Origin of the sequence: Spirosoma rhododendri, from assembly GCF_012849055.1 — a bacterium.
Taxonomy (GTDB): domain Bacteria; phylum Bacteroidota; class Bacteroidia; order Cytophagales; family Spirosomataceae; genus Spirosoma; species Spirosoma rhododendri.
The window spans coordinates 1980159-2003452 of record NZ_CP051677.1; the positions used below are offsets into that span (position 1 = coordinate 1980159).

Annotated in this window: 25 protein-coding genes; 11 read left to right on the forward strand and 14 right to left on the reverse strand. The window is 55.0% G+C overall.

The annotated features are described in order from the left end of the window. Window positions 1-55: 55 nt before the first annotated feature. Together HH216_RS08200 and hemC are read right to left on the reverse strand one after the other, a co-directional pair. Window positions 56-493 carry a GNAT family N-acetyltransferase gene (locus tag HH216_RS08200; protein ID WP_169550378.1) on the reverse strand — a complete coding sequence of 146 codons (438 nt, stop codon included), beginning with the start codon at window positions 491-493 and terminating at the stop codon, window positions 56-58. After that, window positions 490-1413, reverse strand: coding sequence for a hydroxymethylbilane synthase (gene hemC, locus HH216_RS08205; RefSeq protein ID WP_169550379.1), 924 nt, complete (start codon window positions 1411-1413; stop codon window positions 490-492). Before hemC ends, HH216_RS08200 begins: the two co-directional genes overlap by 4 nt. Window positions 1414-1717: 304 nt before the next feature. On the opposite strand from hemC, the gene HH216_RS08210 reads away from it, so the two are divergent. From HH216_RS08210 to HH216_RS08225, 4 genes are all read left to right on the forward strand, one after another. Beyond that, window positions 1718-2125 (forward strand): Hsp20/alpha crystallin family protein, encoded by a 408-nt coding sequence (locus tag HH216_RS08210; RefSeq protein WP_169550380.1) that lies wholly within the window; start codon window positions 1718-1720, stop codon window positions 2123-2125. A gap of 370 nt (window positions 2126-2495) precedes the next feature. Continuing rightward, entirely contained in the window at window positions 2496-3542 is a 1047-nt protein-coding gene (locus HH216_RS08215; protein ID WP_169550381.1) for a ribonucleotide-diphosphate reductase subunit beta, read from the forward strand. 25 nt (window positions 3543-3567) lie between these two features. After that, window positions 3568-3834: a DUF4258 domain-containing protein gene (locus HH216_RS08220; protein WP_169550382.1), complete on the forward strand. Its 267-nt coding sequence runs from the start codon at window positions 3568-3570 to the stop codon at window positions 3832-3834. Next, the gene (locus HH216_RS08225; protein ID WP_169550383.1) at window positions 3824-4018 is read left to right on the forward strand and encodes a DUF2283 domain-containing protein; all 195 of its coding nucleotides are present in this window, start codon (window positions 3824-3826) and stop codon (window positions 4016-4018) included. Before HH216_RS08220 ends, HH216_RS08225 begins: the two co-directional genes overlap by 11 nt. 188 nt (window positions 4019-4206) lie before the next feature. Here HH216_RS08225 and HH216_RS08230 read toward each other — a convergent pair whose 3' ends face one another. Beyond that, a complete protein-coding gene (locus tag HH216_RS08230; protein ID WP_169550384.1) occupies window positions 4207-5685 on the reverse strand; it encodes a M48 family metalloprotease in 1479 nt (492 codons plus the stop codon). A gap of 165 nt (window positions 5686-5850) precedes the next feature. Between HH216_RS08230 and HH216_RS08235 the strand changes: the two genes are divergently transcribed. Continuing rightward, window positions 5851-7320, forward strand: a complete 1470-nt coding sequence (locus tag HH216_RS08235; protein WP_169550385.1) for an ArnT family glycosyltransferase — start codon at window positions 5851-5853, stop codon at window positions 7318-7320. A 99-nt stretch (window positions 7321-7419) separates the two neighbouring features. Here the strand turns inward: HH216_RS08235 and HH216_RS08240 are convergent, their stop codons facing one another. From HH216_RS08240 to HH216_RS08280, 9 genes are all read right to left on the reverse strand, one after another. Further along, window positions 7420-7875 carry a regulatory protein RecX gene (locus HH216_RS08240; RefSeq protein ID WP_169550386.1) on the reverse strand — a complete coding sequence of 152 codons (456 nt, stop codon included), beginning with the start codon at window positions 7873-7875 and terminating at the stop codon, window positions 7420-7422. A gap of 3 nt (window positions 7876-7878) precedes the next feature. Then, window positions 7879-8790 carry a TIGR01777 family oxidoreductase gene (locus tag HH216_RS08245; protein ID WP_169550387.1) on the reverse strand — a complete coding sequence of 304 codons (912 nt, stop codon included), beginning with the start codon at window positions 8788-8790 and terminating at the stop codon, window positions 7879-7881. A 57-nt stretch (window positions 8791-8847) separates the two neighbouring features. Further along, entirely contained in the window at window positions 8848-9063 is a 216-nt protein-coding gene (locus HH216_RS08250; RefSeq protein WP_254448738.1) for a type II toxin-antitoxin system RelE/ParE family toxin, read from the reverse strand. A gap of 57 nt (window positions 9064-9120) precedes the next feature. Further along, window positions 9121-9360 (reverse strand): hypothetical protein, encoded by a 240-nt coding sequence (locus tag HH216_RS08255; RefSeq protein ID WP_169550388.1) that lies wholly within the window; start codon window positions 9358-9360, stop codon window positions 9121-9123. Window positions 9361-9396: 36 nt separating this feature from the next. Beyond that, complete coding sequence (locus HH216_RS08260; RefSeq protein ID WP_169550389.1) at window positions 9397-9951, reverse strand: hypothetical protein; 555 nt, start codon at window positions 9949-9951, stop codon at window positions 9397-9399. Between the two features lie 83 nt (window positions 9952-10034). After that, window positions 10035-10943, reverse strand: coding sequence for a 30S ribosomal protein S6--L-glutamate ligase (gene rimK, locus HH216_RS08265; protein ID WP_169550390.1), 909 nt, complete (start codon window positions 10941-10943; stop codon window positions 10035-10037). A 64-nt stretch (window positions 10944-11007) separates the two neighbouring features. Continuing rightward, on the reverse strand, window positions 11008-11463 hold the full coding sequence (locus tag HH216_RS08270; protein ID WP_254448739.1) for an ATP-dependent zinc protease family protein: 456 nt from the start codon (window positions 11461-11463) through the stop codon (window positions 11008-11010). 129 nt (window positions 11464-11592) lie between these two features. Continuing rightward, a complete protein-coding gene (locus tag HH216_RS08275; protein ID WP_169550391.1) occupies window positions 11593-12720 on the reverse strand; it encodes a DNA polymerase III subunit in 1128 nt (375 codons plus the stop codon). A gap of 98 nt (window positions 12721-12818) precedes the next feature. After that, window positions 12819-14030: a putative sugar nucleotidyl transferase gene (locus tag HH216_RS08280; protein WP_169550392.1), complete on the reverse strand. Its 1212-nt coding sequence runs from the start codon at window positions 14028-14030 to the stop codon at window positions 12819-12821. Between the two features lie 69 nt (window positions 14031-14099). Between HH216_RS08280 and HH216_RS08285 the strand changes: the two genes are divergently transcribed. Continuing rightward, window positions 14100-15152: a hypothetical protein gene (locus HH216_RS08285; RefSeq protein ID WP_169550393.1), complete on the forward strand. Its 1053-nt coding sequence runs from the start codon at window positions 14100-14102 to the stop codon at window positions 15150-15152. 107 nt (window positions 15153-15259) lie between these two features. Here the strand turns inward: HH216_RS08285 and HH216_RS08290 are convergent, their stop codons facing one another. Together HH216_RS08290 and HH216_RS08295 are read right to left on the reverse strand one after the other, a co-directional pair. Continuing rightward, window positions 15260-16024: an SDR family NAD(P)-dependent oxidoreductase gene (locus HH216_RS08290; protein ID WP_169550394.1), complete on the reverse strand. Its 765-nt coding sequence runs from the start codon at window positions 16022-16024 to the stop codon at window positions 15260-15262. 211 nt (window positions 16025-16235) lie between these two features. Further along, window positions 16236-17153 carry a ChaN family lipoprotein gene (locus tag HH216_RS08295; protein WP_169550395.1) on the reverse strand — a complete coding sequence of 306 codons (918 nt, stop codon included), beginning with the start codon at window positions 17151-17153 and terminating at the stop codon, window positions 16236-16238. Window positions 17154-17294: 141 nt separating this feature from the next. On the opposite strand from HH216_RS08295, the gene HH216_RS08300 reads away from it, so the two are divergent. The 5 genes from HH216_RS08300 (at window position 17295) to egtD (ending at window position 23110) form a co-directional block, all read left to right on the forward strand. Beyond that, window positions 17295-18689, forward strand: a complete 1395-nt coding sequence (locus tag HH216_RS08300; protein ID WP_169550396.1) for an ATP-binding protein — start codon at window positions 17295-17297, stop codon at window positions 18687-18689. Window positions 18690-18789: 100 nt separating this feature from the next. Beyond that, entirely contained in the window at window positions 18790-20451 is a 1662-nt protein-coding gene (locus HH216_RS08305) for an FAD-dependent oxidoreductase (RefSeq protein ID WP_169550397.1), read from the forward strand. A gap of 139 nt (window positions 20452-20590) precedes the next feature. Next, window positions 20591-20854, forward strand: a complete 264-nt coding sequence (locus tag HH216_RS08310) for a UBP-type zinc finger domain-containing protein (RefSeq protein WP_169550398.1) — start codon at window positions 20591-20593, stop codon at window positions 20852-20854. A 91-nt stretch (window positions 20855-20945) separates the two neighbouring features. Continuing rightward, window positions 20946-22106: an ergothioneine biosynthesis protein EgtB gene (gene egtB, locus HH216_RS08315; RefSeq protein WP_169550399.1), complete on the forward strand. Its 1161-nt coding sequence runs from the start codon at window positions 20946-20948 to the stop codon at window positions 22104-22106. Further along, a complete protein-coding gene (gene egtD / locus HH216_RS08320) occupies window positions 22073-23110 on the forward strand; it encodes an L-histidine N(alpha)-methyltransferase (RefSeq protein WP_169550400.1) in 1038 nt (345 codons plus the stop codon). Before egtB ends, egtD begins: the two co-directional genes overlap by 34 nt. Window positions 23111-23294 lie beyond the last annotated feature (184 nt).

A 23294-nucleotide genomic window follows, 5' to 3' on the forward strand; every position in this document is an offset into this window, starting at 1 on the left:
GTTCAGGATTGCGGTTGTATCGAAGAAATGCCCTGCAACCTACCAAATTGCAACGCTACTGCAAAGACAGGTGAAAATGGTGGCTCGTGATGTTGAACCCCTTATTCAGGTACAGCCGGTGCGCATCGTAGCGGGCGGGGTTCTGCCCCGAATCCAGCGAAACCGTCTGGCAACCCGCCTGCCGGGCCTGCTCAACAATGAAGTCAAGCAACGCGCTGGCGTAGCCTTTTCCCCGACCTTCCGGCAGCGTCGACAGGTCGTCGATATAAAGCGTCTTGCCGCTGTGCAGCAGGTGCATGATGCGGTAGCCAACCGCTGCCGGTGCCTCGGTGTTGTCGCCTAGGTCAACGAACGCCAGCATATAGCGGTCTTCGGTCTGTTGAAAGCGAATCTGTTTCAGCGCCTGTTCGGGCGAAAACTGCGGACGCAGGGCCAATACGGCGGGTAGGCACCGGCGAATCTGCTCGTCGGTTTGGGCAATCGCAATGGTCATAGCTGAGCGCGGATGTTGGTCAGGATGGTATCGCCACCACGCGTCAGGATGCTTTCAGCCAGCGCATGACCCAGGGCCGGGGCTTCCGACTGCGGCCCATCAAAGGTGTCGCGCAGCATCTCCGAGCCATCGAGACTAACCAGCCCACCCGTCAGGCTAACCTGCCCGGCGTTCCATTGCGCCAGCGCAAACGACGGGATGCTGCAACCGCCTTCCAGCCGATTCAGAAACGACCGTTCAGCCAGCAGGCAGGCTTCGGTCCGCTCGTGGTTGACCAGCCGACGGATGGTCGCCAGCTTGTCGGGGTCGAGTGAGTCGGAGGCTTCGATGGCGATACTGCCCTGCCCCACGGCGGGGGTAAACTCCGACAGTGGCAAGCGTTCAACGATCAGGTCGTCGTAGCCCATACGGTGCACACCGGCGTAGGCCAGCAGCAGCGCGTCGCACTGCCCTTCGTCCAGCTTCCGAATGCGCGTTTGCAGGTTGCCCCGCATATCGACGGTAGTCAGGTGCGGGCAATAGTGTTTGAGCAGGGCAATGCGCCGGGTTGAGGAGGTGCCGATGACGAACGGATGTCCGCTCGTAAGCGAAAGATCTTTGTTGCGGCTGACGAGCACGTCGTTGGCCACTTCGCGTTCGGTGAAAGCGATGATGCTCAGGCCGGGTGGCAGGCTCGACGGCAGATCTTTAGCACTATGCACGGCAATATCGACGCGGCCGTCGTAGAGTTGGTCTTCCAACTCCTGCGTAAAGACGCCTTTCGAGCCGATTTTCGACAGCGACCGGTCGAGAACCAGATCACCTTTTGTTTCAATCAGCACCAGTTCCGACGTGACGTCGTCGGCCTGTAATCGGGCCTGTATATGTTCAGCCTGCCAGAGGGCAAGGCGGCTGGATCGGGTAGCAATTCGGATATGCATAATGCCTGCAAAGGTACGGCCTAATTCACACCGAAACAGGCTTTTGCGACTGCTCGTACCATTGCAGCATGGGGTGGGGAATCGGTGCAACAGATTTCCCGATTTACACGGGTTGTAATTCCCCACCTGATTTGTTGAATACGTACTGACAAAGTAGCAAAAACGGCTTAATCCGGCCAAAAAGGCATGTTTAGCTGTTTTCTGAAGCACTCTTATGCCAGAATGGCGCGCAAAACCAGCCGATTATGGGGTAGGCACGAGGTTTGTACATTGTGTATTACTTGAATAGTAAACAACAAATCCTATGAAAGCAATTGAGAACGTATTTCAGGGGACCGGCGGCCAACTGGACCTGCTCAACACCCTCCATGGTGGATCGAGTCAGGCTACATTTAATGTCGAGAAGGAAGAAAATAAACTGGTCGTATGTCTGAAGTCGCCCGGTGTCGGACCGGAGGCATTCAACGTACTGGTTGAGGGCAATAAGCTGGTGCTTTACACACTGCTGACGAGCCGGGCTCAATCAGCCGAAGACGACCAAGAAATTCAAAAATTGGCCGTGCCCATGTTTATGCGCGTTCTTGATATCCCTGTCTTCGTTGACAGTGACCAGATCGATGCGGTATACGAACATGGCCGGGTGACGGTTACGCTGCCCTTCAAAGATGAAGAACATCTGCACCGGCGCATCGACATCAAAAACCTTTTTTAGTAGCCCCGCTTCCCCATCCAGGACTGGCAACGGTCCTGTAACCCATAGATCGATTGAGGTCGTTTCCACGGAAACGGCCTTTTTTTGTGTTTGGAAAATAGCCCTCCCTCACCGGGGAGAGATATCGTCGTAATCGCGTAAATGGCTGATTGTCAGTCAACAGAAACTTTTTTAGAACTTTTCTAAGAAGTTCAGGAGCGGTAATTTAGGCAACGTACTGATAACGATTAGGTTAGCGGTTTCGGCTACAAGTCATGTTTGTTACCTGACCTTGCGTAAGCAGTCTGAACGGCTAAATTTGTCTGAACGCTTTTGACGACCGGCCATTCCACGGGTTGGCTTCTACATACTATCTATCGTAAACTATATCATGCAACAACAGGAGACTATCGAGCCGATCTTGCAGGAAGATCCGAACCGTTTCGTGCTCTTCCCGATCAAACACTGGGACATCTGGGAATTCTATAAAACACACGAAGCTTCGTTCTGGACAGCCGAAGAAATCGATCTAGGTCAGGACCTCAAAGACTGGAACAACCTGAACGACGGTGAGCGCCACTTCATCTCGCACATCCTGGCATTCTTTGCCGCGTCGGACGGTATTGTCAACGAAAATCTGGCCGTCAATTTTCTGTCGGAAGTGCAGTACGCCGAAGCGAAATGCTTCTACGGCTTTCAGGTGATGATGGAAAACATCCACTCGGAAACGTACTCGCTGCTGATCGACACGTACATCAAAGATTCTGTTGAGAAAGATCGGTTGCTGAACGCCGTAGACACCATCCCCTGTGTGCAGAAAAAAGCCGAGTGGGCGCTGCGCTGGATCGAAAACGGGACGTTTGCCGAACGGCTGATCGCTTTCGCGGCCGTAGAAGGTATCTTCTTCTCCGGTTCGTTCTGCTCGATTTTCTGGCTGAAAAAGCGCGGTTTGATGCCGGGTCTGACGTTCTCTAACGAGCTGATCTCGCGCGACGAGGGCCTGCACCGCGACTTCGCCTGTATGCTCTACACCGACCACATCAAAAACAAGATGCCGGAGTCGCAGGTGTACGACATCATCCGCAATGCCGTCGAAATCGAGCAGGAGTTTGTTGCGGATGCCTTGCCTGTATCGCTCATTGGCATGAATGCCGAACTGATGAAGCAGTACATCGCCTTTGTTGCCGACCACCTGCTGGTGACGCTGGGGTTGAAGAAAATTTACAACGTTTCGAACCCCTTCGATTTCATGGATATGATTTCGCTACAGGGCAAAACCAACTTCTTCGAGAAGCGCGTGGGTGAGTATCAGCGTGGTGAAGTAATGGCCAAGTTCCGCGCCATGAAAGCCGCTTCGGAGAATCCGCAGGACGCCGAGAACCCGGCACCTGTTGTGAATGAGGAACCAAAAGGCTTCGTCATGGACGCGGATTTTTAAATTTCTCTCATCTTAACCAGTTAGTATGAATTTCATCATATCTGCTCATGCGATGCAACGCTCTACCGAGCGTGGGATACCGCGAGAGATGATTGAAGAGATACTTAGCAACCCTGACAAGATTATAGATGATGAGTCTGGGGAGGATGGCCAAAAAGTTTATCAATCACTTTTTACTTTCTCCAATGAAAAGACTTATTTAGTTCAAGTTTTCGTTAACGTCAGCAGTGAACCATTAGTGGTGAAGACGACGTACCGGACTTCGAAACTGAATAAGTACTATGAAAGTTAAATATGATCGAGAAGTCGATATTCTTTATATTCGGCTGACTGACAAGGCGATAGATGAAAGTAATGAGGACTATCCCGGAACAATCATCGATTATGACACCGATGGAATGGTTGTCGGTATAGAGGTCATGAACGCATCAAAGCGAATGGCTAAACCTGATTCTGTTGAGCTGGAAATTGCTTGATCTGTACCGACTGATTAATAAAAGCGGGCCTGCTATCTTTTGATGGCAGGCCCGCTTTGGTTCGGGACAGTTGAACTGGATGATCTGTCCCCGACAGCATCTTGCTGTCGAAGCTGCGCCAGCGGCTAACCGGGCCGATGTACTCAGCCTACGGCTCCGACAGCTGGAAGCTGTCGGGGACAACATGATCATCGCGCAATCACTTTCACGAGGGTGCCCCGGCTTACTTTATCGCCTGACTTCATGCTGTTGAGCGTACCAAGCTCTTCAATGCGGCTGGCGGGCATTCTCATCGCCACCATCGTTTCCTGGAACGTTGCGTCGCGGGGGGCCGTCTGAATGCGTACCCGCTCGGGTTTGCGGTTTAGCTTGTCGGAGTCGGTTAGGCTGCGGAAGCCGCCCGCTACACGCTGAAACGTATCGAACGACGACTGAAAATTAGCCGCTGTCGACAGGCCGTGCAGTGCGTAGATCGAGTTGCCGTACTGAATCAGCCACGTGCCGATTTGCAGGGTGTTGGCGGCCGTTTGTTGTTGTTGCTGCTGCGGCTGGCCCTGCTGTTGCTGGGGTTGTTGCTGCGAGATGAGCACGTAAGCCGGGTTACCGTTGATCGTGGTGCGGTTATTTTCCAGCACCTTCAGATTCAGTTCTTTTACCAGATTCTGCGCGGCTTCGTCCAGCGAATTGCCTTTGGCGCCCATCAGAATCATGGCTAGTTTACCTTCTTTCGGCCCCATCTGAAACTGCTCGGGGGAGTTCTGGTGCTGCCAGCCGTTGGGCACCGGAAACTGAAACCGGAGTTCGGGGTGGTAGAACATGTTGTTCTCGACAAAGCCCTGCTTCGGGTCCTCGCCATAGATAATCCCGTCGATCATCCGCATATATTCGTTGCGGTCAACCTGGTAAGTAGCCGGGTTAGCTGCCTGGTACGCCTTTGCCATCTCATGTACCTTCGTATACCGATTGCCGGGGTCGGGGTGGGTCGATAGCATATTGGGAACGGCCTGTCCGCTTTTATCGGAGATGCGCTTGATCGTCGCGAAGAAATTGGCCATTTCGTGGGCGTCGTACCCGATTTTGCTGGAATACTCGACGCCAATTTTGTCGGATTCTGACTCGTGCGCCCGGCTGTAACCCAGCAATGCCAGTTGCAGTCCCTGCGAAGCCAGATCGGTGAGTTGTCCCGTCTTATCGAGCAATACTGAACCGGCTAGTACACCGACGGTGCCGAATAACTGCGACGTTTGCTGCCGGGCGGAGTGGCGGGCGGTGATGTGCCCAATTTCGTGACCCAGCACTCCGGCAAACTCCGCTTCGTTGTTGAAGTGGGCCATGATACCCCGCGTGAAATACACGTAGCCACCTGGCACGGCAAAGGCGTTGACGACGGGCGAATCGACGATGTAGAACTGGTAGGGAAGGTCGGGGCGGTGCGAAATACGGGCCATCGCCTTGCCTTTCTCGTTGATAAAGGCGTTCAGCTTTTGGTCTTCATACAGGCCCATGCTCGAAACAACACTGGGGTGCGACTGCTGGCCGAGGGCGATTTCCTGCTCTTTCGACATCAGAATAACTTCCCGTTTGCCCGTAACGGGATTGCGGGAGCAGGCCGACAGCAGCGACAAAACGATAAGCGAAAGAAAGGGCGTGCGGAAACGGTGTATCATCGATCAAATGAAGATAGGATGGGTAATTAAAACAGTATTAAAGGAGGAAAGCCAATTTTCGACCGCTTTGTTTATCGGGGTCTGCCCGTAGCACTTGTCCGGCTGGTGCGGTGGCAGGCAACGAAGACCGGTCGTTCCGTGTATTTTTGGGGAAATCCTCTGTTGATGCCTGTTCGCTTCTTCACCGACCGGTTGCCGTACTGGCTGATCGGGCCGTTTTTACTGTTGTTTGCTGCTGCGGCTTATCACCGCGCTACCGACTTCGACGATGCCTGGTTTGCCGAACAGGCTTACTTTCTGCTGCGCGACGGAGTAGTTCGGTCGGAGTTTTTCCGGGGAATTAACCACTGGGAAGAACGCATCTATGTTTTTCACAAGCTCTACATCTACCTGCTGGCGGGCTGGACGGGTCTGTTTGGGTTCTCGGCTCCGGCGGTCGAATCGCTGGGTACGGCGGGGGCGGTGCTCAACGTCGCTGGGTTGTATGCACTGACCCGTCGCGGTGTCATGCCGGGGGCTAATGTCAGTCGACCGGCTCTGCTGGGCTGGACGGTGCTGCTGTACGTATCCTGCGGACTGGTGCTGCGCTACGGCTTTGTAGCCCGGCCCGAAACGATGAACGCGGCCTTTGGGCTATGGGGCTATTATTTCCTCAGTACCAGCGCAACGGAAACCGATCGACCGGATGTACGACTGATCCTGGCGGCCATTTTCGCCGGGCTGGCCGCACTGACACACCTGAACGGGCTGATGTACGGGCTGGCAGGGCTGACGTGGCTAGCCTGGCAACGGCGGTGGCGTATTGGCGTCGTGTATGGGCTGGTCTGGGCGATTGTCTGCGCGTTCTACTTTACCGACGTGCTGCTCGACAACCAATGGGCACGGCTGGCGGAGCAGTTTCGATACGACCCGGCTACACGGCATCTGTTCGGCTGGGTGGCTAAACTCAACACGCTGATCTCATTCCACCAAATGCTGTTTCACAATCAGGTCGAAACCGCCATTACGCTGATGGCCATATTTGTGGGCTGGTTTAGCTGGCAGTACGACCGGCAAAGTCGTCCGCTAGTGGTGTATCTGCTGGCGTCGATGGTCTGGATGTGGCTGCTGACGCGGGGTAGCAGCAAATACTACATGCTGCTGATTCTGCCATTCGTGTGTCTGCTGGCGGGCCGGGCGGTGGTAGTTTCGGCTAGTCGGTGGCCCCGCTGGGGGCAGGTGCTGGGCGTGGTAATCACCGTGCTCTGGCTAGGGTCGGGTCTGCTGGAAGGCGGGTTGCTGCTACTCGAAAACGAGGCACCCATCGTCCACGAGCGGACGGCGGCATTGGCCCGACGGATGGGTAAGCCGGGTAGTACGGTGATTGCTCCGCTTGACTTTTTCTTCGATCAGATCGGGCATTACCGCATCCACAGCCTGAGCTACTACTACCTGCTCAATCAGCACGAGTACGTCGGGAAACTGTCGCTGTCGCAGTTCTTCGATCTTGCTGCCCGCGAACACGCGGCTTATGTCATCACCGACCCAAAGCTGAACATGGCCTACGATATTCCCAACACAGCCCCCGCTCGTATCGGCCGCTACCACCGCATTTTTCAGGACGACTGGAACAGCATTTACCGGCTGGAGAAGTAAGGTTTTCGGTTTTCAGTGTACGGTTTACGGGTGATACCGCCATTTCGTACGTGATATTGAGGGGAAACTCCCTCGCAGTGTGCGCCGAAAACTGCAAACCTAAAGCTCCTCCAACACCTGCCAGACGAGGTCGGATTCGTACCCTTTGCTGAGCGCGTAGCGGACGAGCTTCTGTTTTACGACCAGCGGATTATCGTCGCGCAGAGATTGTCGTTTTTTATCGAGCAAATCAGTCAGCGTGGTGCGGTAATCGTCGGGCTCAATTTCCTTCATCGCCTGTTCCAGATTGTACCCGGTGATACCACGCTGCTGAAGGTGCTGTTTGATTTTGCGTTTACCCCAGCCTTTTACCCGAAACTTGCCGCCTGCAAACGATTTAGCGAAACGCTCCTCATTGAGGTAATTTTGCTGAATCAGCTCAGCAATTACCTCTTCCGCATCGTCGCCCAACACGCCCCACTCCTTCAACCGATCACGCACTTCCTGCTGCGTGCGTTCCTGGTACGCGCAGAACATAGCCGCTTTTCGGAGTGCATCTTTCAGGTAATCGGTCATGGATTAAGCGAGCAGGTTTTTCAACGCCAGATTCAGGTCAGCGTATTGATAGGTAAATGACGTTTCGTCGGCAATGCGCTTGTTGATAACGTAGTTGCCGCCCAGCACGGTGATCGCCATTTCGCCAAACAACAGTTTCAGCGCGAAGGCCGGTACGTTGGGCAGAATCAGCGGACGGTGCAACACGTCGGCGATGGCTTTCGTCAGATCCTGATTGGTCGCTGGCATCGGGGCCGTGGCGTTGTAGGCACCCGACCACGAACTGTCTGTCAGCGCCTGTATGTACATTCGGCAAATATCGTCAATATGAATCCAGGAAATATACTGCTGCCCCGACCCCAGCGGTGCGCCCGCCCCGAGCCGGATCGGCTGCGCTATTTTGGGTAATGCACCGCCGTTGGGCGACAGCACCACGCCGGTGCGCAGCTTGACTGTTCGAATACCCAATGCCGCGATCTGGTCCTCCGATTTTTCCCAGGCGCGGGTTACCGTTGCCAGAAAGTCGGTGCCGCCGGGCGTAGTTTCCGTGATCGGCCGGTCGCCGGTATCGCCCCCATAATAGCCAATGGCCGATGAGCCGGCAAACGCTTCGACGTGGTGCTCATGGGTAGCCAGGGCTTTCGCCAACAACTCGGTCGACTGCGTGCGGCTGCCAAGTATTTCGTCTTTACGCTCATCCGTCCAGCGACCATCGGCAATACCAGCTCCGGCCAGATGGATGATGTAATCGGCGGTTTGAATCGCCTTGGGGTCGATCTGCCCCTTTTTGATGTCCCACTGATAGACGGTGACGCCCGAAACGGGTTTATTCTCCCGACTTAAATAAGATACCTGATAGCCTTGCTGATGCAGGAGCTGGGTCAAACGGGTGCCGATACTTCCTGTTCCCCCGGTCAGTAATACAGTTTTGGCCATGATAGGTGGTGTGTTTGTACTCCCTTGTATAACGCACCGGACCGAACGGGGGTTTTGCTAAAGCGAGGAATGACGTCGACTATCGAGAATATTCAGAATAATAACCTGCCGTTCGGCGACTGCGTAATAAACCACATTGTATGGTTGTATGGGCAGCTTACGAACGGAGGGTAGCGTGTCCAGACGGCGACCGATGAAAGGACTTTTCTCTAGAATTCGCAGCTTGGCATTGATTGTATCCGTGAACGCATCAGCCTTGTCGAAGCCATACACATCAAGTAGATAGATAGCTGTCTGGCGGTAGTTTTCCCTGCGCGTCTTCAGTCCACACTATCGCGTAATCCATTGTTTCGCCTGTTTGGCTACGTCGTTATGTGATGTGAGCAGGCCAGATGAAATTGTCGCCAGTATCTTCTCCAATTGCGCCTGTAACTCCGGAGATTCGGCGAGAATACTTGTCCTCTGACCGACGAATTCGCTCACCGTCAACAACAGATCCTGCACGTCCTGCGGATCATCAAGCCGGTCAATTTGCTGGTGTAGCAGAGATTTCAATTCATCAGTAGCCATGTTGCGATCGTTTTTGATGAAACTACGAAAAAACGGTCAGACGACCCACTCCTTAGGTAACCCCAGTTGGCGGGCGTAGTGGGCGGGGGCTGCGTAGTGTACCCAGCTTAACAGCTTGTTGATGTCGTCGGCAAATTCGAGGTGGTAGTCGGGGTCGAGTTTGGCTACTTTTTTTAGTGCCATCTCCGTGCGTTTGGCGATGTACTGAGCCGCTTTCTCCGTGCGATGATTGTACTTGTGCAGCAGATGGGCGTGATGGTCGTAGAACGTGTTGAGCATGAACAGCATCAGCTCTACCTCGCCGTATTTGTCTTTTGTTACCTTCAAATGACGGGTGATGTAACCGCTGACGGTTCGCATATCCATCATCACCCAACCTGCCGTATCCTGATGCAGGTTAGCCGTCCGGCGGATGAAGTCCCGGATCAGATCGCGTCGTTCGTCAATCGTTTGTCCGTTTTCAACCAGTTCGAACTGTAGCTTTTCGGTCAGCGTGGCATCTTTGGCAACCAGCCGAAGCAGGAGTTTATCCTTTTCCGTAGTAGGCATCCGAACGATAGCTTTCTTCAAATCAGCGTCAAGAGCGGGCATAGGAGTGATTGAATGGGAGAATGATTGAGTGATTGAATCGGCCTGACAAAATTATTCAATCACTCAATCATTCTATCATTCAATTAAACCCCCACCATGTCGCTTTCGTCGCCGAGGATTTTTTCTTCGATGTAGGCGATGATGTGCCCGGCGACGTTGATGCCGGTGGCTAGTTCGATGCCTTCCAGACCGGGCGATGAGTTGACTTCGAGTACCAGCGGACCCCGGTCGGAGGGGAGCATGTCGACACCGGCGACTTTGAGGCCCAGCGCCCGGCTCGCGTTAATAGCGGTTTGTTCTTCCTGTTCCGTCAGGATAACGGGAATGGCATTGCCACCCCGGTGCAGGTTCGAGCGAAACTCGCCGTCGATACCCTGCCGACGCATTGCTCCGACGACTTTGCCGCCTACCACAAACGCCCGGATGTCGGACCCCCGCGCTTCGGCGATAAACTCCTGCACCAGCACGTGTTTTTTCAGACCGTAAAACGCTTCGATGGTCGAGCGGGCGGCTTTGGCGGTTTCAGCCAGCACAACGCCGATTCCCTGCGTACCTTCCAGTAGTTTGATAACCACCGGTGGCCCGCCGACCAACTCGATCAGGCGATTGACATTACCGTTTTTAGGGTGGTTGGCGATAACCGTTTTGGGCAGACCAACCCCCGCTTTCGACAGCACCTGCAAGCTGCGCAGCTTGTTACGCGCCCGCATGATGGCCTGCGATTTGGCCGTTGTAAAGACTTTCATCATCTCAAACTGCCGGACCACGGCGCAACCGTAGTCGGTTACCGACGCACCAATGCGGGGGATGATCGCGTCGAACTGGTCAAGCTCCTGCCCGTCGAGGAGCACCGTCGGGCGGCCCCCTTCGATCATGACGTGGCAGTTGAGATGATTGACAATGACGCCTTCGTGGTTGCGTTCCCTGACTGCCGTCAGCAGCCGCTGCGTCGAATACAGGTCGGGATTTGTTGATAAAATAGCAATGCGCATACAGCGATCAGTTGTCGGAAGTGAGCAGGTGGTGAGCCATGTAGTTCTATCGGACAGCGTTTTGCTATGGGTTAGGCAGTGTCGGCGACTGACCGAGTTTAGCCTGATAAGAAAGGTCTTTTTGAGACACGTCGACGATGAATCGGTTACGCAGAATCTTACGACCCAGCAGGATCGGGTAACGCATTTGCTCGCGGTCGGCCAGCGTAAATTCAACCCGGATCGTGCGGTCGAACAGTTTCAGGCGTGTTTTGATGACGTAGCGCAGTTCTGATACGCCAAACGAGTTGCGAATCATACGCTGACTGAACTGACTGCTGTAAAACGGCCGGGACTCCTGTCCGGTTTCGCCGATAAGCCAGAATCGTAGCTTCTGCCCGTTTTTTGTCCGTACCAGCCGCACATCTTTGCAGTGCAGCGCCGATGTGTAAGCACCCGTATCAACTTTAGCGTACGCATCAAACAGGCCAAGATCGGGTAAATCAATCCGGTCTGTCATACCGATGATCTGCTTGGCCATTTTTTGACGTTGTAAAGTTGGATAGTTTTAGAGTTGGATAGTCATAGAGTTGTTGCCGCCGGTATTGGATGCGGTAGTCCCGGCGGGGAACCGCAACTTTATAACCCTACAACTTTACAACTCTGAAACTCACTTTATAATCCGGGTGAAGGTAAGCGAAAGGTCGAGAAGAACCATCTTGGCGCGGGCGTTGCGTTCGAGGTGATAAGCGGCCTCGTTGAGGTCGGCAACGATACGCTCGATGTGGCTGGTATTTAGCACTTTGGCGAAATTCTTGACGAACGACATCTCGTCGTCGGGCAGGCGCAGCAGGGCCCCCGCCCCCTGTTGCCACAGAAACAGGTCGCGGCACAGGCGGATGCTGTAGTCGAACAACCCTTTCTGTTTTTCTTTGCTGAATCCGTCGAACTGATCGGCCTGTTTGACCAGCTTGGCCAGATCCTGCCGGTAGCAGTCGCGCATCCATTCGGCAAACCAGGCGTGTTCGCTGTCGGTACCTTCCTGCGTACTCAGGTGCAGGGCTTCGGCCATATTGCCGTCGGCCAGATAAGCGACACGGCGGGCGGTGGTTTCGTCGAGGTTGAGGTGTTGCCGAAGGTGTGTGGCTACATCGTCATCCGAAAAGGCCGGAACACCCACCCGCTGCGTACGCGACAGAATCGTGATGAGCAGCTTGTCGGGCTGATTGGTCACGAGCAGAAAAAGCGTTTGTGCGGGCGGTTCTTCGAGCACCTTCAGCAGCGCATTGGCCGATGTGGTGTTCATCAGTTCCGGTAGCCAGATCAGCATGATCTTGTACGGCCCCTCGTAGGCTTTCAGCGATAGTTTCTGCAAGATCGAGCGCGCTTCTTCGGCCGAAATGTTGCCCTGCTTATTGTCGGCACCGATCGTTTCGAGCCAGTCGGGCAGGGTGCGGTAGGGTTGCGTGAGCAGGAACTTGCGGAAGTCGGTCAGGTACGCTTCCGACGTTTTGCCTTTGCTCAGGTTCGCCACCGGAAATACAAGGTGTAGGTCGGGATGAACGAGCTTCTGAATTTTCACGCAGGACGCACACCGTCCGCACGAATCAGCCGTCGGCGTACCAGACCCCTGCTTGTCTTCGCAGTTGACGTACTGCGCCAGGGCTAGCGCCAGGGCTAAATTGGCACCACCGGTTGGGCCGTCGAACAGGAGCGCGTGGGCCAGATGGTTTGTCTGCACCGCCCGCACCAGCAGTTGCCGGACGGCGTCCTGCCCTACAATGTCGGAGAATTGCATGATTGCTTCGCTGGTTCAACGTTTGATGGCCAGCGTGTAAGGTTTAGGCGGGAAAAGGCACCCGGAAAAACCTTAAACATCAAACGTTAAACCTAAAACTAGAAAGAAAACAACGGTTCGGGGGGAAGGCTGTGGCTTTGGTCAAAGATAGCCCGCAAAATGTTTTTTTCGACCTCATCGAACGGGCGATTCCGCCGACCAAACGCTTCGGCCGCGACTTGTAGCGCCTTGTCAATTCGGTAGGTAGCGAAACCGTCGGCGGCACCACCCCACGAGAACGATGGAATGTGTTTGTACTGAAAACCGCCACCAAAAACGTTGACGCTGACGCCCACCACTGTGCCCGTGTTGAACATGGTGCTGATGCCCGCCTTGGTGTAATCGCCCATGGTCAGCCCACAAAAGGCCCGGCCTGTATCTTCCAGCTGACGCGTGCCGTAGTGGTAAATCTTGACGTTGCTGTAGTCGTTCTTCAGGTTTGAATTGTTGACGTTAGCACCCAGATTACACCATTCGCCGATGACCGAGTTGCCCAGAAAACCGTCGTGGCCTTTGTTGCTGTAGCCGAAGAATACCGAGTTGCCGATTTCCCCGCCTACTTTGCAATATGGGCCAATTGTGGTGTTGGCCCGCATCTTACCGCCCCAGTTTACGGTTGAGCCTTCGCCCAGCGAAAACGGGCCAATCACGATACTGCCTTCGCTGATCGTCGCGTTTTTGCCGATGTAAATGGGACCACCTTCCGCATTCAGAATAGCCGCCCGAATTGTGGCACCGGGTTCGACGAATAAGTTTTCGGGCGCGTAAACGCGGGTAAACACATCGGTGATCGGCTCCGACTGACGCCCTTCGGTTATGCGACTGAAATCAGCGCGGATCTGATCGCCGTTTTCCACGAAAATATCCCACAGATGCCGCAATACGGTCAGCGGCCCGGCGAACGTTTGCCACTGATACGAGTCGGTCGTTTCCGGCGACTGAACCAGTTTATGGGGCGTCCGAACGGCCAGTACCAGCCCGTCGCTGTCGCGCAGCCCGTGGCCCGGTGCCAGCGTGTCGAGTGCTTCAACAAGGGCTGAATCCGGGCAAACGGCTCCATTGACATACAGGTTATCATCCGACAGCTGAACCGGAAATTTGATGCTTAAGTAGTCCTGCGTGAGAAAAGACGGTTCTTTTTGCAAGCAGCCAGCCCACTTTTCAGCCAGCGTCTGTATGCCCATTCGAATACCCGCCACCGGCCGCGTAAAGGTCAGCGGAAGCAGCGATGTACGTAGGGCAGGATCGTCGAATAAAATCAGATTAGCCATTGGCGTGACAGAAAATCAGGGTGTAAATATCCGACCTTTATCCAGAAAAAGTAATCTCTTTGTTACCAAATGCACAGGCGTTCCCCCGACGACATTCTCCATAAAATAGCCCGGCTGCAACAGCCTGACGGGTTATTTCCGTCGATCCGGCGCAACGGTGGGCTGGCTTATGAGCGGGTTGACACCAACGTTTTCTTTACGGCCGTTACGGTATTTACGCTGCAACAGCTGAAACCGATGTTGCCGCCGGATTCCTGCGGTGTCGTCGATAAAATTGCGCAGCAGGCCGTCGGGGCTTATCCGCTGTTCAGGAACAAAGATGGGCTGGATACGTATAATTTCTGGCCAACCAGCCCGTCCCGCCACTTCCCCAACGGTCATCTGTTCGGGCGCTTCGACCATTTCCGCATTCCCGATGACATCGATGATACGGCAATGGTGTATTTGACGACGCAGCCGACGCCGGAAACACTGACATGGTTCAAGGACAAGTTGGCGCAGCATGCCAACGGGGCTACCATCTGGATTCGAAACACCTACCCGGAGTATGTGTCGTTGCGGGCGTATTCGACCTGGTTTGGGAAAACGATGCCTATCGATTTCGACGCCTGTGCTCTCAGTAATCTGCTGTACTGTATGTATTACTACGAACTACCCCGTAACCAGCACGACACCGATTCGCTGGCGTATCTGCGCAACATCGTGCAGTCGGGGCAGTACTTACGAAATCCTTTTGGCTGCGCTCCGCACTACGCGCGTCCATCGTTGATTGCGTATCATCTGAGTCGGCTGATGGCGGCATTCGCTATCCCCGAACTGGAGCCGATTCGCACGCAACTCATTACCGACGCCCGGCAACTACTGGAACGGGCCACCAACCGGCTCGAACAGATTCTTTTATCGACAACGCTGCTACGCCTGGGCGAACGCACCCCGCTAATTGACCTGAACGAGATTGAAGCCGATTTTGCTGATTTTCATTTCTTCATCGCCGGGCTGCTGACGGCTTACGAAACGCCCTTGCTCCGCCGATGGGCGCACCACCCAATCACCCAGATGCGCTGGTACTGCGACGCGCACTGCTGGGCGTTGGTTTTGGAATATAGCGTGCTGTACGTGTAGCCTAGCGCGTCTATGTAGCCTGGACCGCACCGGCGGACCGGTCCAGGCTACATGTACACGTCAGAATACTCTTTAACCTGCATATTTTCAGGTGAATAATTTTCTCCTCACAAGCTCATACCGCCGTCAACGAAGATGGTCTGCCCGGTGATGTATCGGCCGGCTTCGGAGCAAAGCAGGAGAGCCATGGGTGCGCAGTCGACCGGGTCGCCTTCGTCTTCGAGCGGGATGGTCATGCGTTGGCTGATGGCCTCATCGACCGGGGGCGTGGGTTCGCCGGTGCGGGCCGTGTCGATAACGCCCGGCGACAGATTATTGATGGTTACGCCTTTACTGGCCAGTTGCAACGCCAGATTTTTGACGGTATTGGCCATGGCCGCTTTCGTGCCCGCATACACAACCATCGTTGGGTGGGGCTTTTCTTCCTGTACGCTGCCGATCGTCAACACGCGTCCCCAGCCGCGTTCGACCATGGCGGGCGTGGAGAGCTGCATCAGTTGCAGATTCGCTTTCCAGTTGGCCGTAACCTGCTCATCGAACTCGTCGGGGGTAGCTTCTGCCCACAGTTTAGGCAGTTGTACCGACGCGTTCAGCACCAGAATATCGATCGTTCCAAACGCATCGACTGCCGCCCTGAACAGCTTGTCGGCCGCGTCGGGTTCTGACAGGTCAGCCTGTATGCTATCAGATTTCACGTCCAGTGCCCGTACCTGGTCGGCAACTGCTTCCGCTTTGTCTGAGTTGGCGTGGTAGTGAATCAGTACGTTGGCACCAAATTCTGCCAGACCCAGTGCGATGGCCGCGCCAATGCCCTGACTCGACCCCGTTACCAGCGCATTTTTCCCCGATAGGTTTAGCAGATCCTTAATCATAGCGGTTGTATTAATCGTTTTTTAATCGACTAGACAACCGGTTCCGGGTCGTAAATGTTAGTGTCTGATCCGCTATGCGCGAATACATTGTCCCCGACTGCTTCTAGCTGTCGGAGCCGTTAGGCTAAATGGCCGGATTCCCATTAGCCGCTATCACGACTCCGACAGCTAGAAGCTGTCGGGGACAACCTGATCAATCAGTTCATCCAGCTTAATATGTCTTGGTCATATCGGCGGGAATCGCGATGACAAAATCCGCCAGTTGACTCAGTTTCGTATCATCGTCGACTTTGGGGTTATCGGGGTCTGCCACATCGACTGACGAAATTGTCAGAATCTTCAGTGAGGGACCGGCCATGTCGCGCAGGTAGCCAACAATACCGTCGAAGTTTTTGGAGTGGTAATCGCCGTTGATATGGAGCAGGGTTTGGCCCGGCTTGCGGTTTTGGAGAATAAAATACGCCATCGTGGCATCCTTGATAGCCTGTGCACGGGCGAAGTTTGCCGCCATGTCGGTACTGCCGCCGTGCGGATTTGGCGCACCGCTGCTGCCGTGGTTCGAGTCGCCCATCATGGCCATCATTGCTTTGTAGCCGGGTCGTGTCAGGTCGACGGTTAGCGGCAGGGGAGCCAGTAACTGTTTCGCGCTGGCGGGGATGGTGTCCAGTGCGGATAGGCCACGCCGGGCAACCAAACTGGCGTATTTACGCGGAACATTGGTCGCGATAAACGGGAGTTTTTGCTCGCGGGCCAGTGTGGTCAGTGGTTTGTAATCGGTGTCGTAATTGGGCCATAGCCGGGCCTGAGCGGCAAACTCCTTATCACTGCTACGGCCCTGCACGTAGTCGGTCAGAGCGGTTTGCGTGTCGGTTTCAAACATCTCGGCACCCAGTACCAGTTGCCCTTTCTTCTGCTCGGCCAGGTCTTTAGCCAGTTGTAGTTCGAGCCAGTGACAGATCGGGTTGTTATGCAATTCACCGAACAGAACCACGTCGGCATCGGCAGCCCGGCGCAGCAACTGATCGTACGAAACCGCTTTGGTCTTCGCGTCGTAAAGGCGATAGGCGGGCTTATCGGGCCGGAAGGAAAGGGCCAGCAAGCCAAACAGGAGCAGCAGAGTGGGGCGCATAACTGATAAACGAAAACGGCTTTCTACCGGACGTTGACAAACCGCTAATAGTTCGCTAACCAATTGTTCCGTTTTGGGTTTTCGTAGAGACGCGAACGAACTGGTGTCCCGGCCGTTGCGCGCCAGCAAATTCATACAACCATGCTTGAACAACTTCGACAGTTTCCGGCCTTCGCCACTATCCCCGATGAACAGCTTCAGTGGCTGGTCGACAATGGGGAAGAAAAGCACATTGATGCCGGAACCGTGCTGGCGAAGCCCGGCGAATCAATCGACCAGTTGGTGTTGCTGCTCGACGGACGGATTGTGATCGATACGGGACAGAACGGACCCGACGATGACATCGTCACCTACGAACCGCACAGTATCATGGGCGTGCTGCCTTACTCGCGCATGACCAGCACCCCCAACCGAATGCTGGTCGAAAAAACGTCGCATATTCTGCAAGTTCACCGCGACAAGCTGCGGGACATGGCCTGTCTGCATTACGAACTTACCGAGGTACTGGTGCAGCAGATGACCAACCGGGTACGGAGTTTTACGCGCTACACGCAGCAGGAAGACAAAATGGCGTCGCTGGGTCGCTTATCGGCGGGACTGGCGCACGAACTGAATAATCCGGTGGCGGCCATTGTCCGATCGGCCGAGACGATGAAGGCTCATTTGCGGGCCACGCCCGACGCTTTCAAGCAAATCATGCACCTGCAACTGCCCGACGAAAAAGTCGACACGGTGAATGAGTTGCTGTTCAAAAAACTTGATCAGAAAGCGCCCCAGCTCAGTTTGCTGGAACGCAGCAGCCGCGAAGACGACTTGGCTGACTGGCTCGACGATTATGGGGCCGATACGGGTAGTCTGGACCTCGTCGGGCCGCTCATTGACTTCAATTTCACAACCGACGATCTGAACTGGATGCTCGATCAGGTTGGGCCGGATAACATTGGCGGGGTAACCAACTGGGTTGTCAATAACCTGGTTACGCAATCGCTGGTACGTGATATCAGCGATGCGTCGGAGCGAATCGGTACGCTGGTCGGGTCGATTAAGAACTACACCCACATGGACCGGGGCGCAGGCAAAACGACGGTCGATCTGGGCGAAGGTATTCGCAGTACGCTGACGTTGCTGGACCACAAGGTTAAGGGCAGTAATGTCTCGGTCAGGCTCAATCTGGCCGACGATCTGCCCGTAGTCTGCGGCTGGCCGGGCGAACTGAATCAGGTGTGGACCAACCTGATCGACAACGCTGTCGACGCTATGCCCGATGGGGGTGAGCTGACCATCTCCAGCGAAGTCGAGCATCATAGCGATGGCCTTACCTTCGTGCTGACGAAGATCGCCGACACCGGCACTGGTATTCCCGACGATATTCGCGACTCAATCTTCGACCCTTTCTTCACGACAAAGGAAATCGGCAAGGGCACCGGACTTGGGCTCGACATCGTGCAGGGTATCGTCAGTCATCACAATGGCTCAATAAAAGTTGATTCCCAACCCGGCCACACCGAGTTTAGTGTTTGCTTACCAGTTGGTTGAATGATTAAATGATTGAGTGATTGAATGTGTTGCTCAAATTATCGCGACGGCGAATCATTTATTCTACCATTCAATCACTCAATCATTCTACCATTATCCCATGCGTCTCCCTATCATTGTTTCCATCGACGACGATCCGCAGGTGTTGCAGGCAATTCAGCACGATCTGCGGCAGAAGTACCGTAAGCAGTACCGGGTGCTGGCGACAACCTCGGCGACTGAAGCACTTGAGTCGCTAAGCGAGTTGAAGAAGAAAGGGGAGGAGGTGGCCCTGTTTCTGTCGGATCAGCGGATGCCGCAGATGACGGGTGTCGCTTTTCTGGCTCAGGCCCGCAAGATTTTCCCGAACGCCAAACGCGCGCTGCTGACGGCGTACTCCGACATCGACGCGGCTGTGCGGGCGATCAACGAAGTACAGCTCGATTACTACATTGCAAAGCCGTGGGACCCGCCCGAAGAAAAGCTGTATCCCATTCTCGACGACCTGCTCAGCGACTGGCAGTCGAACTATCGCCCGGCTTTCGAGGGGTTAAAACTTATCGGCTATCAGTTTTCGCCCCAATCGCATGCGTTGAAAGATTTTCTGGCGGGCAACCTGTTTCCGTACCAATGGCTCGACATCGAAAACGACCCGCAGGCGCAGGCGTTGCTCGACCTGCACCAGTTGAGCCTGTCGGATTTGCCGGTCGTGGTACTGGGCGACGGAACGGCATTGCCAAAACCAGCGCTGAGTGAAGTCGGCGAAAAGTTGGGGCTGAAACCAACGGCCAACGAAAGTTTGTACGACCTGGCCATCATCGGTGCCGGACCGGCCGGGCTGGCGGCTGCCGTCTATGGCGGGTCGGAAGGGTTGAAAACGATTCTGATCGACAAACGAGCACCGGGTGGACAGGCCGGAACGAGTTCGCGCATTGAAAACTACCTGGGCTTCCCGAACGGCCTGAGCGGGGCCGATCTGACGCGCCGGGCCATTACGCAGGCGCAGCGGTTCGGTGTCGAATTTCTGGCTCCGCAGGAAGTAGTATCCATCCATTCGGAGGGCCAGTACAAGCACATCCGCATGGCCGACGATACCGAAGTGGTGGCGCGGGCCATCGTGCTCAGTACGGGTGTGTCGTACCGAAAACTGGAAAACGAAAGCCTTGATAAATTCACCGGAGCGGGTGTCTACTACGGAGCCGCGACAACCGAAGCAATCGCGTTCAAGGGCAAGCCGGTGTACGTCGTTGGGGGCGGTAATTCGGCGGGGCAGGGGGCTATGTATCTTTCCCGGACGGCGTCGGATGTGTACATCTGTGTACGTTGCCCCGATCTGTCAGAAACCATGTCGCAATACCTGATCGATCAGATCGGCGGTACGGCAAATATCCACGTGCTGGGCTGTACGGAGGTCGTCTCGGCAACGGGCGAGGAGCGGCTGGAGTGCGTAGCGCTGGAGAATATGGATACGCACGAGCGACGAACGGAACCGGCGAGTGGTGTTTTTATCTTCATCGGTGCCAAACCGCTAACCGACTGGATTGAGATGGACATCATCAAAGATCCGAAGGGCTTTATCGCTACCGGCCGCGACATGGGTAAGTATGCCGAGTACAAGCGCGTCTGGAAACAGAGCCGCGAACCCTTCGTGCTGGAAACCTGTAGCCCCGGCATTTTCGCTGCGGGCGATGTGCGGGCCGGTGCCATGAACCGCGTAGCGTCTGCCGTTGGTGAAGGCGCGATGGCCGTCAGTTTTGTACACAAGTATCTGGCGGATAATTAAATGCCGGTTGACGGTATTTGGTTTACGGTATTCAGTTTACAGTAGGCGGGCTTCATCCGTAATGCCCCCGTTTGCAACTGTTGATTACCTTAAGTAAGCCACCCGAAAACCGTATACTGAAAACTGTAAACCGAACACTATGTCTGTCTGCACTCATTTAGCCGCCCTGACCGAGATTATTCCGGCCCGCGAACACGTCTGCGAGGAATGCATTAAAACCGGTGACCGGTGGGTGCATCTGCGTACTTGCCAGAGCTGCGGGGTGACGCTTTGCTGCGATTCGTCGCCCAACAAACACGCGACGAAACATTACCACGCCAGTCAGCACCCCGTCATGGCATCGGCTGAACCGGGCGAACGCTGGCTGTGGTGCTACATCGATGAGCAGATGGCGCAGTACTAGCCTATATGCGAAGACGTATATACTTATGCGTAGCTGAGTAAATAATTGTATTAACAGCGAACACCAACGGTAGTCAACGGGTTAACGGGGTATGATTGCGGAACATACGCTTACGCAGCAGTACCTGCGTATCAGACACCACTCCGAAGCGATTTGCCGGGGGCTGGAAACCGAAGACTACGTTGTGCAGCCAACGGCTGACGTCAGCCCGCCGAAATGGCATCTGGGGCACATCACCTGGTTCTGGGAAACGTTTGTGCTGGTTCCGCACGCGCCCGGCTACCGCGTTTTTCACGAGGATTTCAGCTTCGTTTTCAACAGCTATTACGAAACCGTCGGTAAGCGCGTACTGCGCACTGACCGGGGTAACCTGAGCCGACCGACCGTTGCGCAGGTGTATGCGTACCGGGCGTATGTTGATGAGCAGATGAGCCGGTTTCTCGATGACGCTGAGCCAACGCCCGAACTGATTGCGCTGCTCGAACTGGGGTTCAACCACGAGCAGCAGCATCAGGAACTGCTCATCACCGACATTAAATACATTCTGGGACACAACCCGCTACTGCCTGCCGTTGAGATGCCCATCCGGGAAAATCCGACGCTGGCAACCAGCCCGGACGCCCATATCAGTGAAGGCATCTACATAATCGGCTATCAGGGCGACGGTTTCTGTTTCGACAACGAGCTGGGGCTGCACAGGGTATACCTCAACGACACAACGCTGTCGGGTGCGCTGGTGACCAATGGTGAGTACCTGGAATTCATTCAGGCAGGTGGGTACCAGCAGTTCAAGTACTGGCTGTCAGACGGCTGGGCGTGGGTGAAACGCACCGGCGCGAAAGCCCCGCTTTACTGGCACACCGTCGACGGCATCTGGCATACATACACCTTCGACGGCCTGCAACCGGTCGACCCGGATGCGGCCGTGAGCCACGTCAGTCAGTACGAAGCCGACGCGTATGCCCGCTGGAAAGGCACCCGGCTCCCGACCGAATTTGAGTGGGAAGCAGCCGCCGATCAGTTCAATTGGGGAAGCCGCTGGGAGTGGACCAACTCGGCCTATCTGCCGTACCCCGGCTTTACAACCGCCGAAGGGGCCGTCGGCGAATACAACGGTAAGTTCATGAGCGGCCAAATCGTGTTGCGCGGAGCATCCGTCGCGACGCCCGATGGGCATGCCCGGTCAACGTATCGCAACTTCTTTCAACCTCACACACAATGGCAATACACGGGAATACGATTGGTGAAGTAGACGAAGCGCCAGTCGCCAGTCTGCCGCACGATGCCGCCGATACAGATACGCTTGCCGTCGACCCGGCGCTGGTAGAGGAGGTCCGGACGGGTTTGCAACAACAGCCAAAACGACTGTCGTCGCGGTTTTTTTACGACGCTGAAGGGAGTCGGATTTTCCAGGCGATTATGCACGCGCCGGAGTACTACCTGACGCGCTCGGAGTACGAAATTCTGGACACGTATAAGGCTGAATTGCTAGAGCTGTTTGCCGTTGGCGACCGCTCGTTCGATCTGGTTGAGTTGGGCGCGGGCGACGGGTTGAAAACAAAAATTCTGTTGAGCCATTTCGCCGACGAGCAGGCTGACTTCGCTTATGCGCCGGTTGACATTTCTGCCGATGCGCTCGACGGGCTAGTCGCCGATGTACGTAGTCAGTGGCCCAACCTGCGGCTAAATCCCCGGCACGACGATTACTTCAATGCGCTGGAACAGCTATCGGAAGAATCGGATTCACGCCGGGTGGTGCTGTTTCTCGGGTCGAACATTGGCAACTTTGCCCCCGACGAAGCCGTTGATTTTTACCGGCAACTGCACGACCGGCTCCACCCCGGCGATCTTGTCCTGACGGGTATCGACCTGCAAAAACACCCTGCCATTATCCATGCGGCTTACAACGACCGGCAGGGCCTGACGCGGGCGTTTAACCTGAACCTGCTCCGCCGACTCAACCGCGACCTCGACGCCAATTTCGATCTGGCTGCGTTCGATCATTACGAAACGTATAGTCCCGAAACGGGCGAAGCGCGCAGCTATCTGGTCAGCCAGAAAGCGCAGACGGTACGTATCGGTGCGCTGGATATAGACGTGCCGTTTGCGTGGGGCGAAATTATCCACACCGAAATTTCGCGCAAGTTTACCCCCGCCCAGATCGAGCAACTGGCGCAGCAAGCTGGTTTCCGCGTCGTCACCTCCTTCACCGACTGCAAAGGTTACTTCACCGACGTCGTGTTCGAGAAAGTGTAGTTTGGCGTGTTTGTGTAGCCGACCGGTCCAGGCTACGCAGACACTCGCTAGGCTACAACGAATCATACAATACGTATAAAATACACAAAGCCGCGCTGCTGCAACATTGAGTTGTGGCAGCGCGGCTTTACTTTTACTGAAAAAACACAAAAGCTCACCGATATAACACTGTTTATCAGCATGA

Excerpts from the sequence above, each read along its gene's own strand:
- HH216_RS08200 (WP_169550378.1), bottom strand. The coding sequence starts at position 493 with ATGACCATTGCGATTGCCCAAACCGACGAGCAGATTCGCCGGTGCCTA.
- hemC (WP_169550379.1), bottom strand. The coding sequence starts at position 1,413 with ATGCATATCCGAATTGCTACCCGATCCAGCCGCCTTGCCCTCTGGCAG.
- HH216_RS08210 (WP_169550380.1), top strand. The coding sequence starts at position 1,718 with ATGAAAGCAATTGAGAACGTATTTCAGGGGACCGGCGGCCAACTGGAC.
- HH216_RS08215 (WP_169550381.1), top strand. The coding sequence starts at position 2,496 with ATGCAACAACAGGAGACTATCGAGCCGATCTTGCAGGAAGATCCGAAC.
- HH216_RS08220 (WP_169550382.1), top strand. The coding sequence starts at position 3,568 with ATGAATTTCATCATATCTGCTCATGCGATGCAACGCTCTACCGAGCGT.
- HH216_RS08225 (WP_169550383.1), top strand. The coding sequence starts at position 3,824 with ATGAAAGTTAAATATGATCGAGAAGTCGATATTCTTTATATTCGGCTG.
- HH216_RS08230 (WP_169550384.1), bottom strand. The coding sequence starts at position 5,685 with ATGATACACCGTTTCCGCACGCCCTTTCTTTCGCTTATCGTTTTGTCG.
- HH216_RS08235 (WP_169550385.1), top strand. The coding sequence starts at position 5,851 with ATGCCTGTTCGCTTCTTCACCGACCGGTTGCCGTACTGGCTGATCGGG.
- HH216_RS08240 (WP_169550386.1), bottom strand. The coding sequence starts at position 7,875 with ATGACCGATTACCTGAAAGATGCACTCCGAAAAGCGGCTATGTTCTGC.
- HH216_RS08245 (WP_169550387.1), bottom strand. The coding sequence starts at position 8,790 with ATGGCCAAAACTGTATTACTGACCGGGGGAACAGGAAGTATCGGCACC.
- HH216_RS08255 (WP_169550388.1), bottom strand. The coding sequence starts at position 9,360 with ATGGCTACTGATGAATTGAAATCTCTGCTACACCAGCAAATTGACCGG.
- HH216_RS08260 (WP_169550389.1), bottom strand. The coding sequence starts at position 9,951 with ATGCCCGCTCTTGACGCTGATTTGAAGAAAGCTATCGTTCGGATGCCT.
- rimK (WP_169550390.1), bottom strand. The coding sequence starts at position 10,943 with ATGCGCATTGCTATTTTATCAACAAATCCCGACCTGTATTCGACGCAG.
- HH216_RS08270 (WP_254448739.1), bottom strand. The coding sequence starts at position 11,463 with ATGGCCAAGCAGATCATCGGTATGACAGACCGGATTGATTTACCCGAT.
- HH216_RS08275 (WP_169550391.1), bottom strand. The coding sequence starts at position 12,720 with ATGCAATTCTCCGACATTGTAGGGCAGGACGCCGTCCGGCAACTGCTG.
- HH216_RS08280 (WP_169550392.1), bottom strand. The coding sequence starts at position 14,030 with ATGGCTAATCTGATTTTATTCGACGATCCTGCCCTACGTACATCGCTG.
- HH216_RS08285 (WP_169550393.1), top strand. The coding sequence starts at position 14,100 with ATGCACAGGCGTTCCCCCGACGACATTCTCCATAAAATAGCCCGGCTG.
- HH216_RS08290 (WP_169550394.1), bottom strand. The coding sequence starts at position 16,024 with ATGATTAAGGATCTGCTAAACCTATCGGGGAAAAATGCGCTGGTAACG.
- HH216_RS08295 (WP_169550395.1), bottom strand. The coding sequence starts at position 17,153 with ATGCGCCCCACTCTGCTGCTCCTGTTTGGCTTGCTGGCCCTTTCCTTC.
- HH216_RS08300 (WP_169550396.1), top strand. The coding sequence starts at position 17,295 with ATGCTTGAACAACTTCGACAGTTTCCGGCCTTCGCCACTATCCCCGAT.
- HH216_RS08305 (WP_169550397.1), top strand. The coding sequence starts at position 18,790 with ATGCGTCTCCCTATCATTGTTTCCATCGACGACGATCCGCAGGTGTTG.
- HH216_RS08310 (WP_169550398.1), top strand. The coding sequence starts at position 20,591 with ATGTCTGTCTGCACTCATTTAGCCGCCCTGACCGAGATTATTCCGGCC.
- egtB (WP_169550399.1), top strand. The coding sequence starts at position 20,946 with ATGATTGCGGAACATACGCTTACGCAGCAGTACCTGCGTATCAGACAC.
- egtD (WP_169550400.1), top strand. The coding sequence starts at position 22,073 with ATGGCAATACACGGGAATACGATTGGTGAAGTAGACGAAGCGCCAGTC.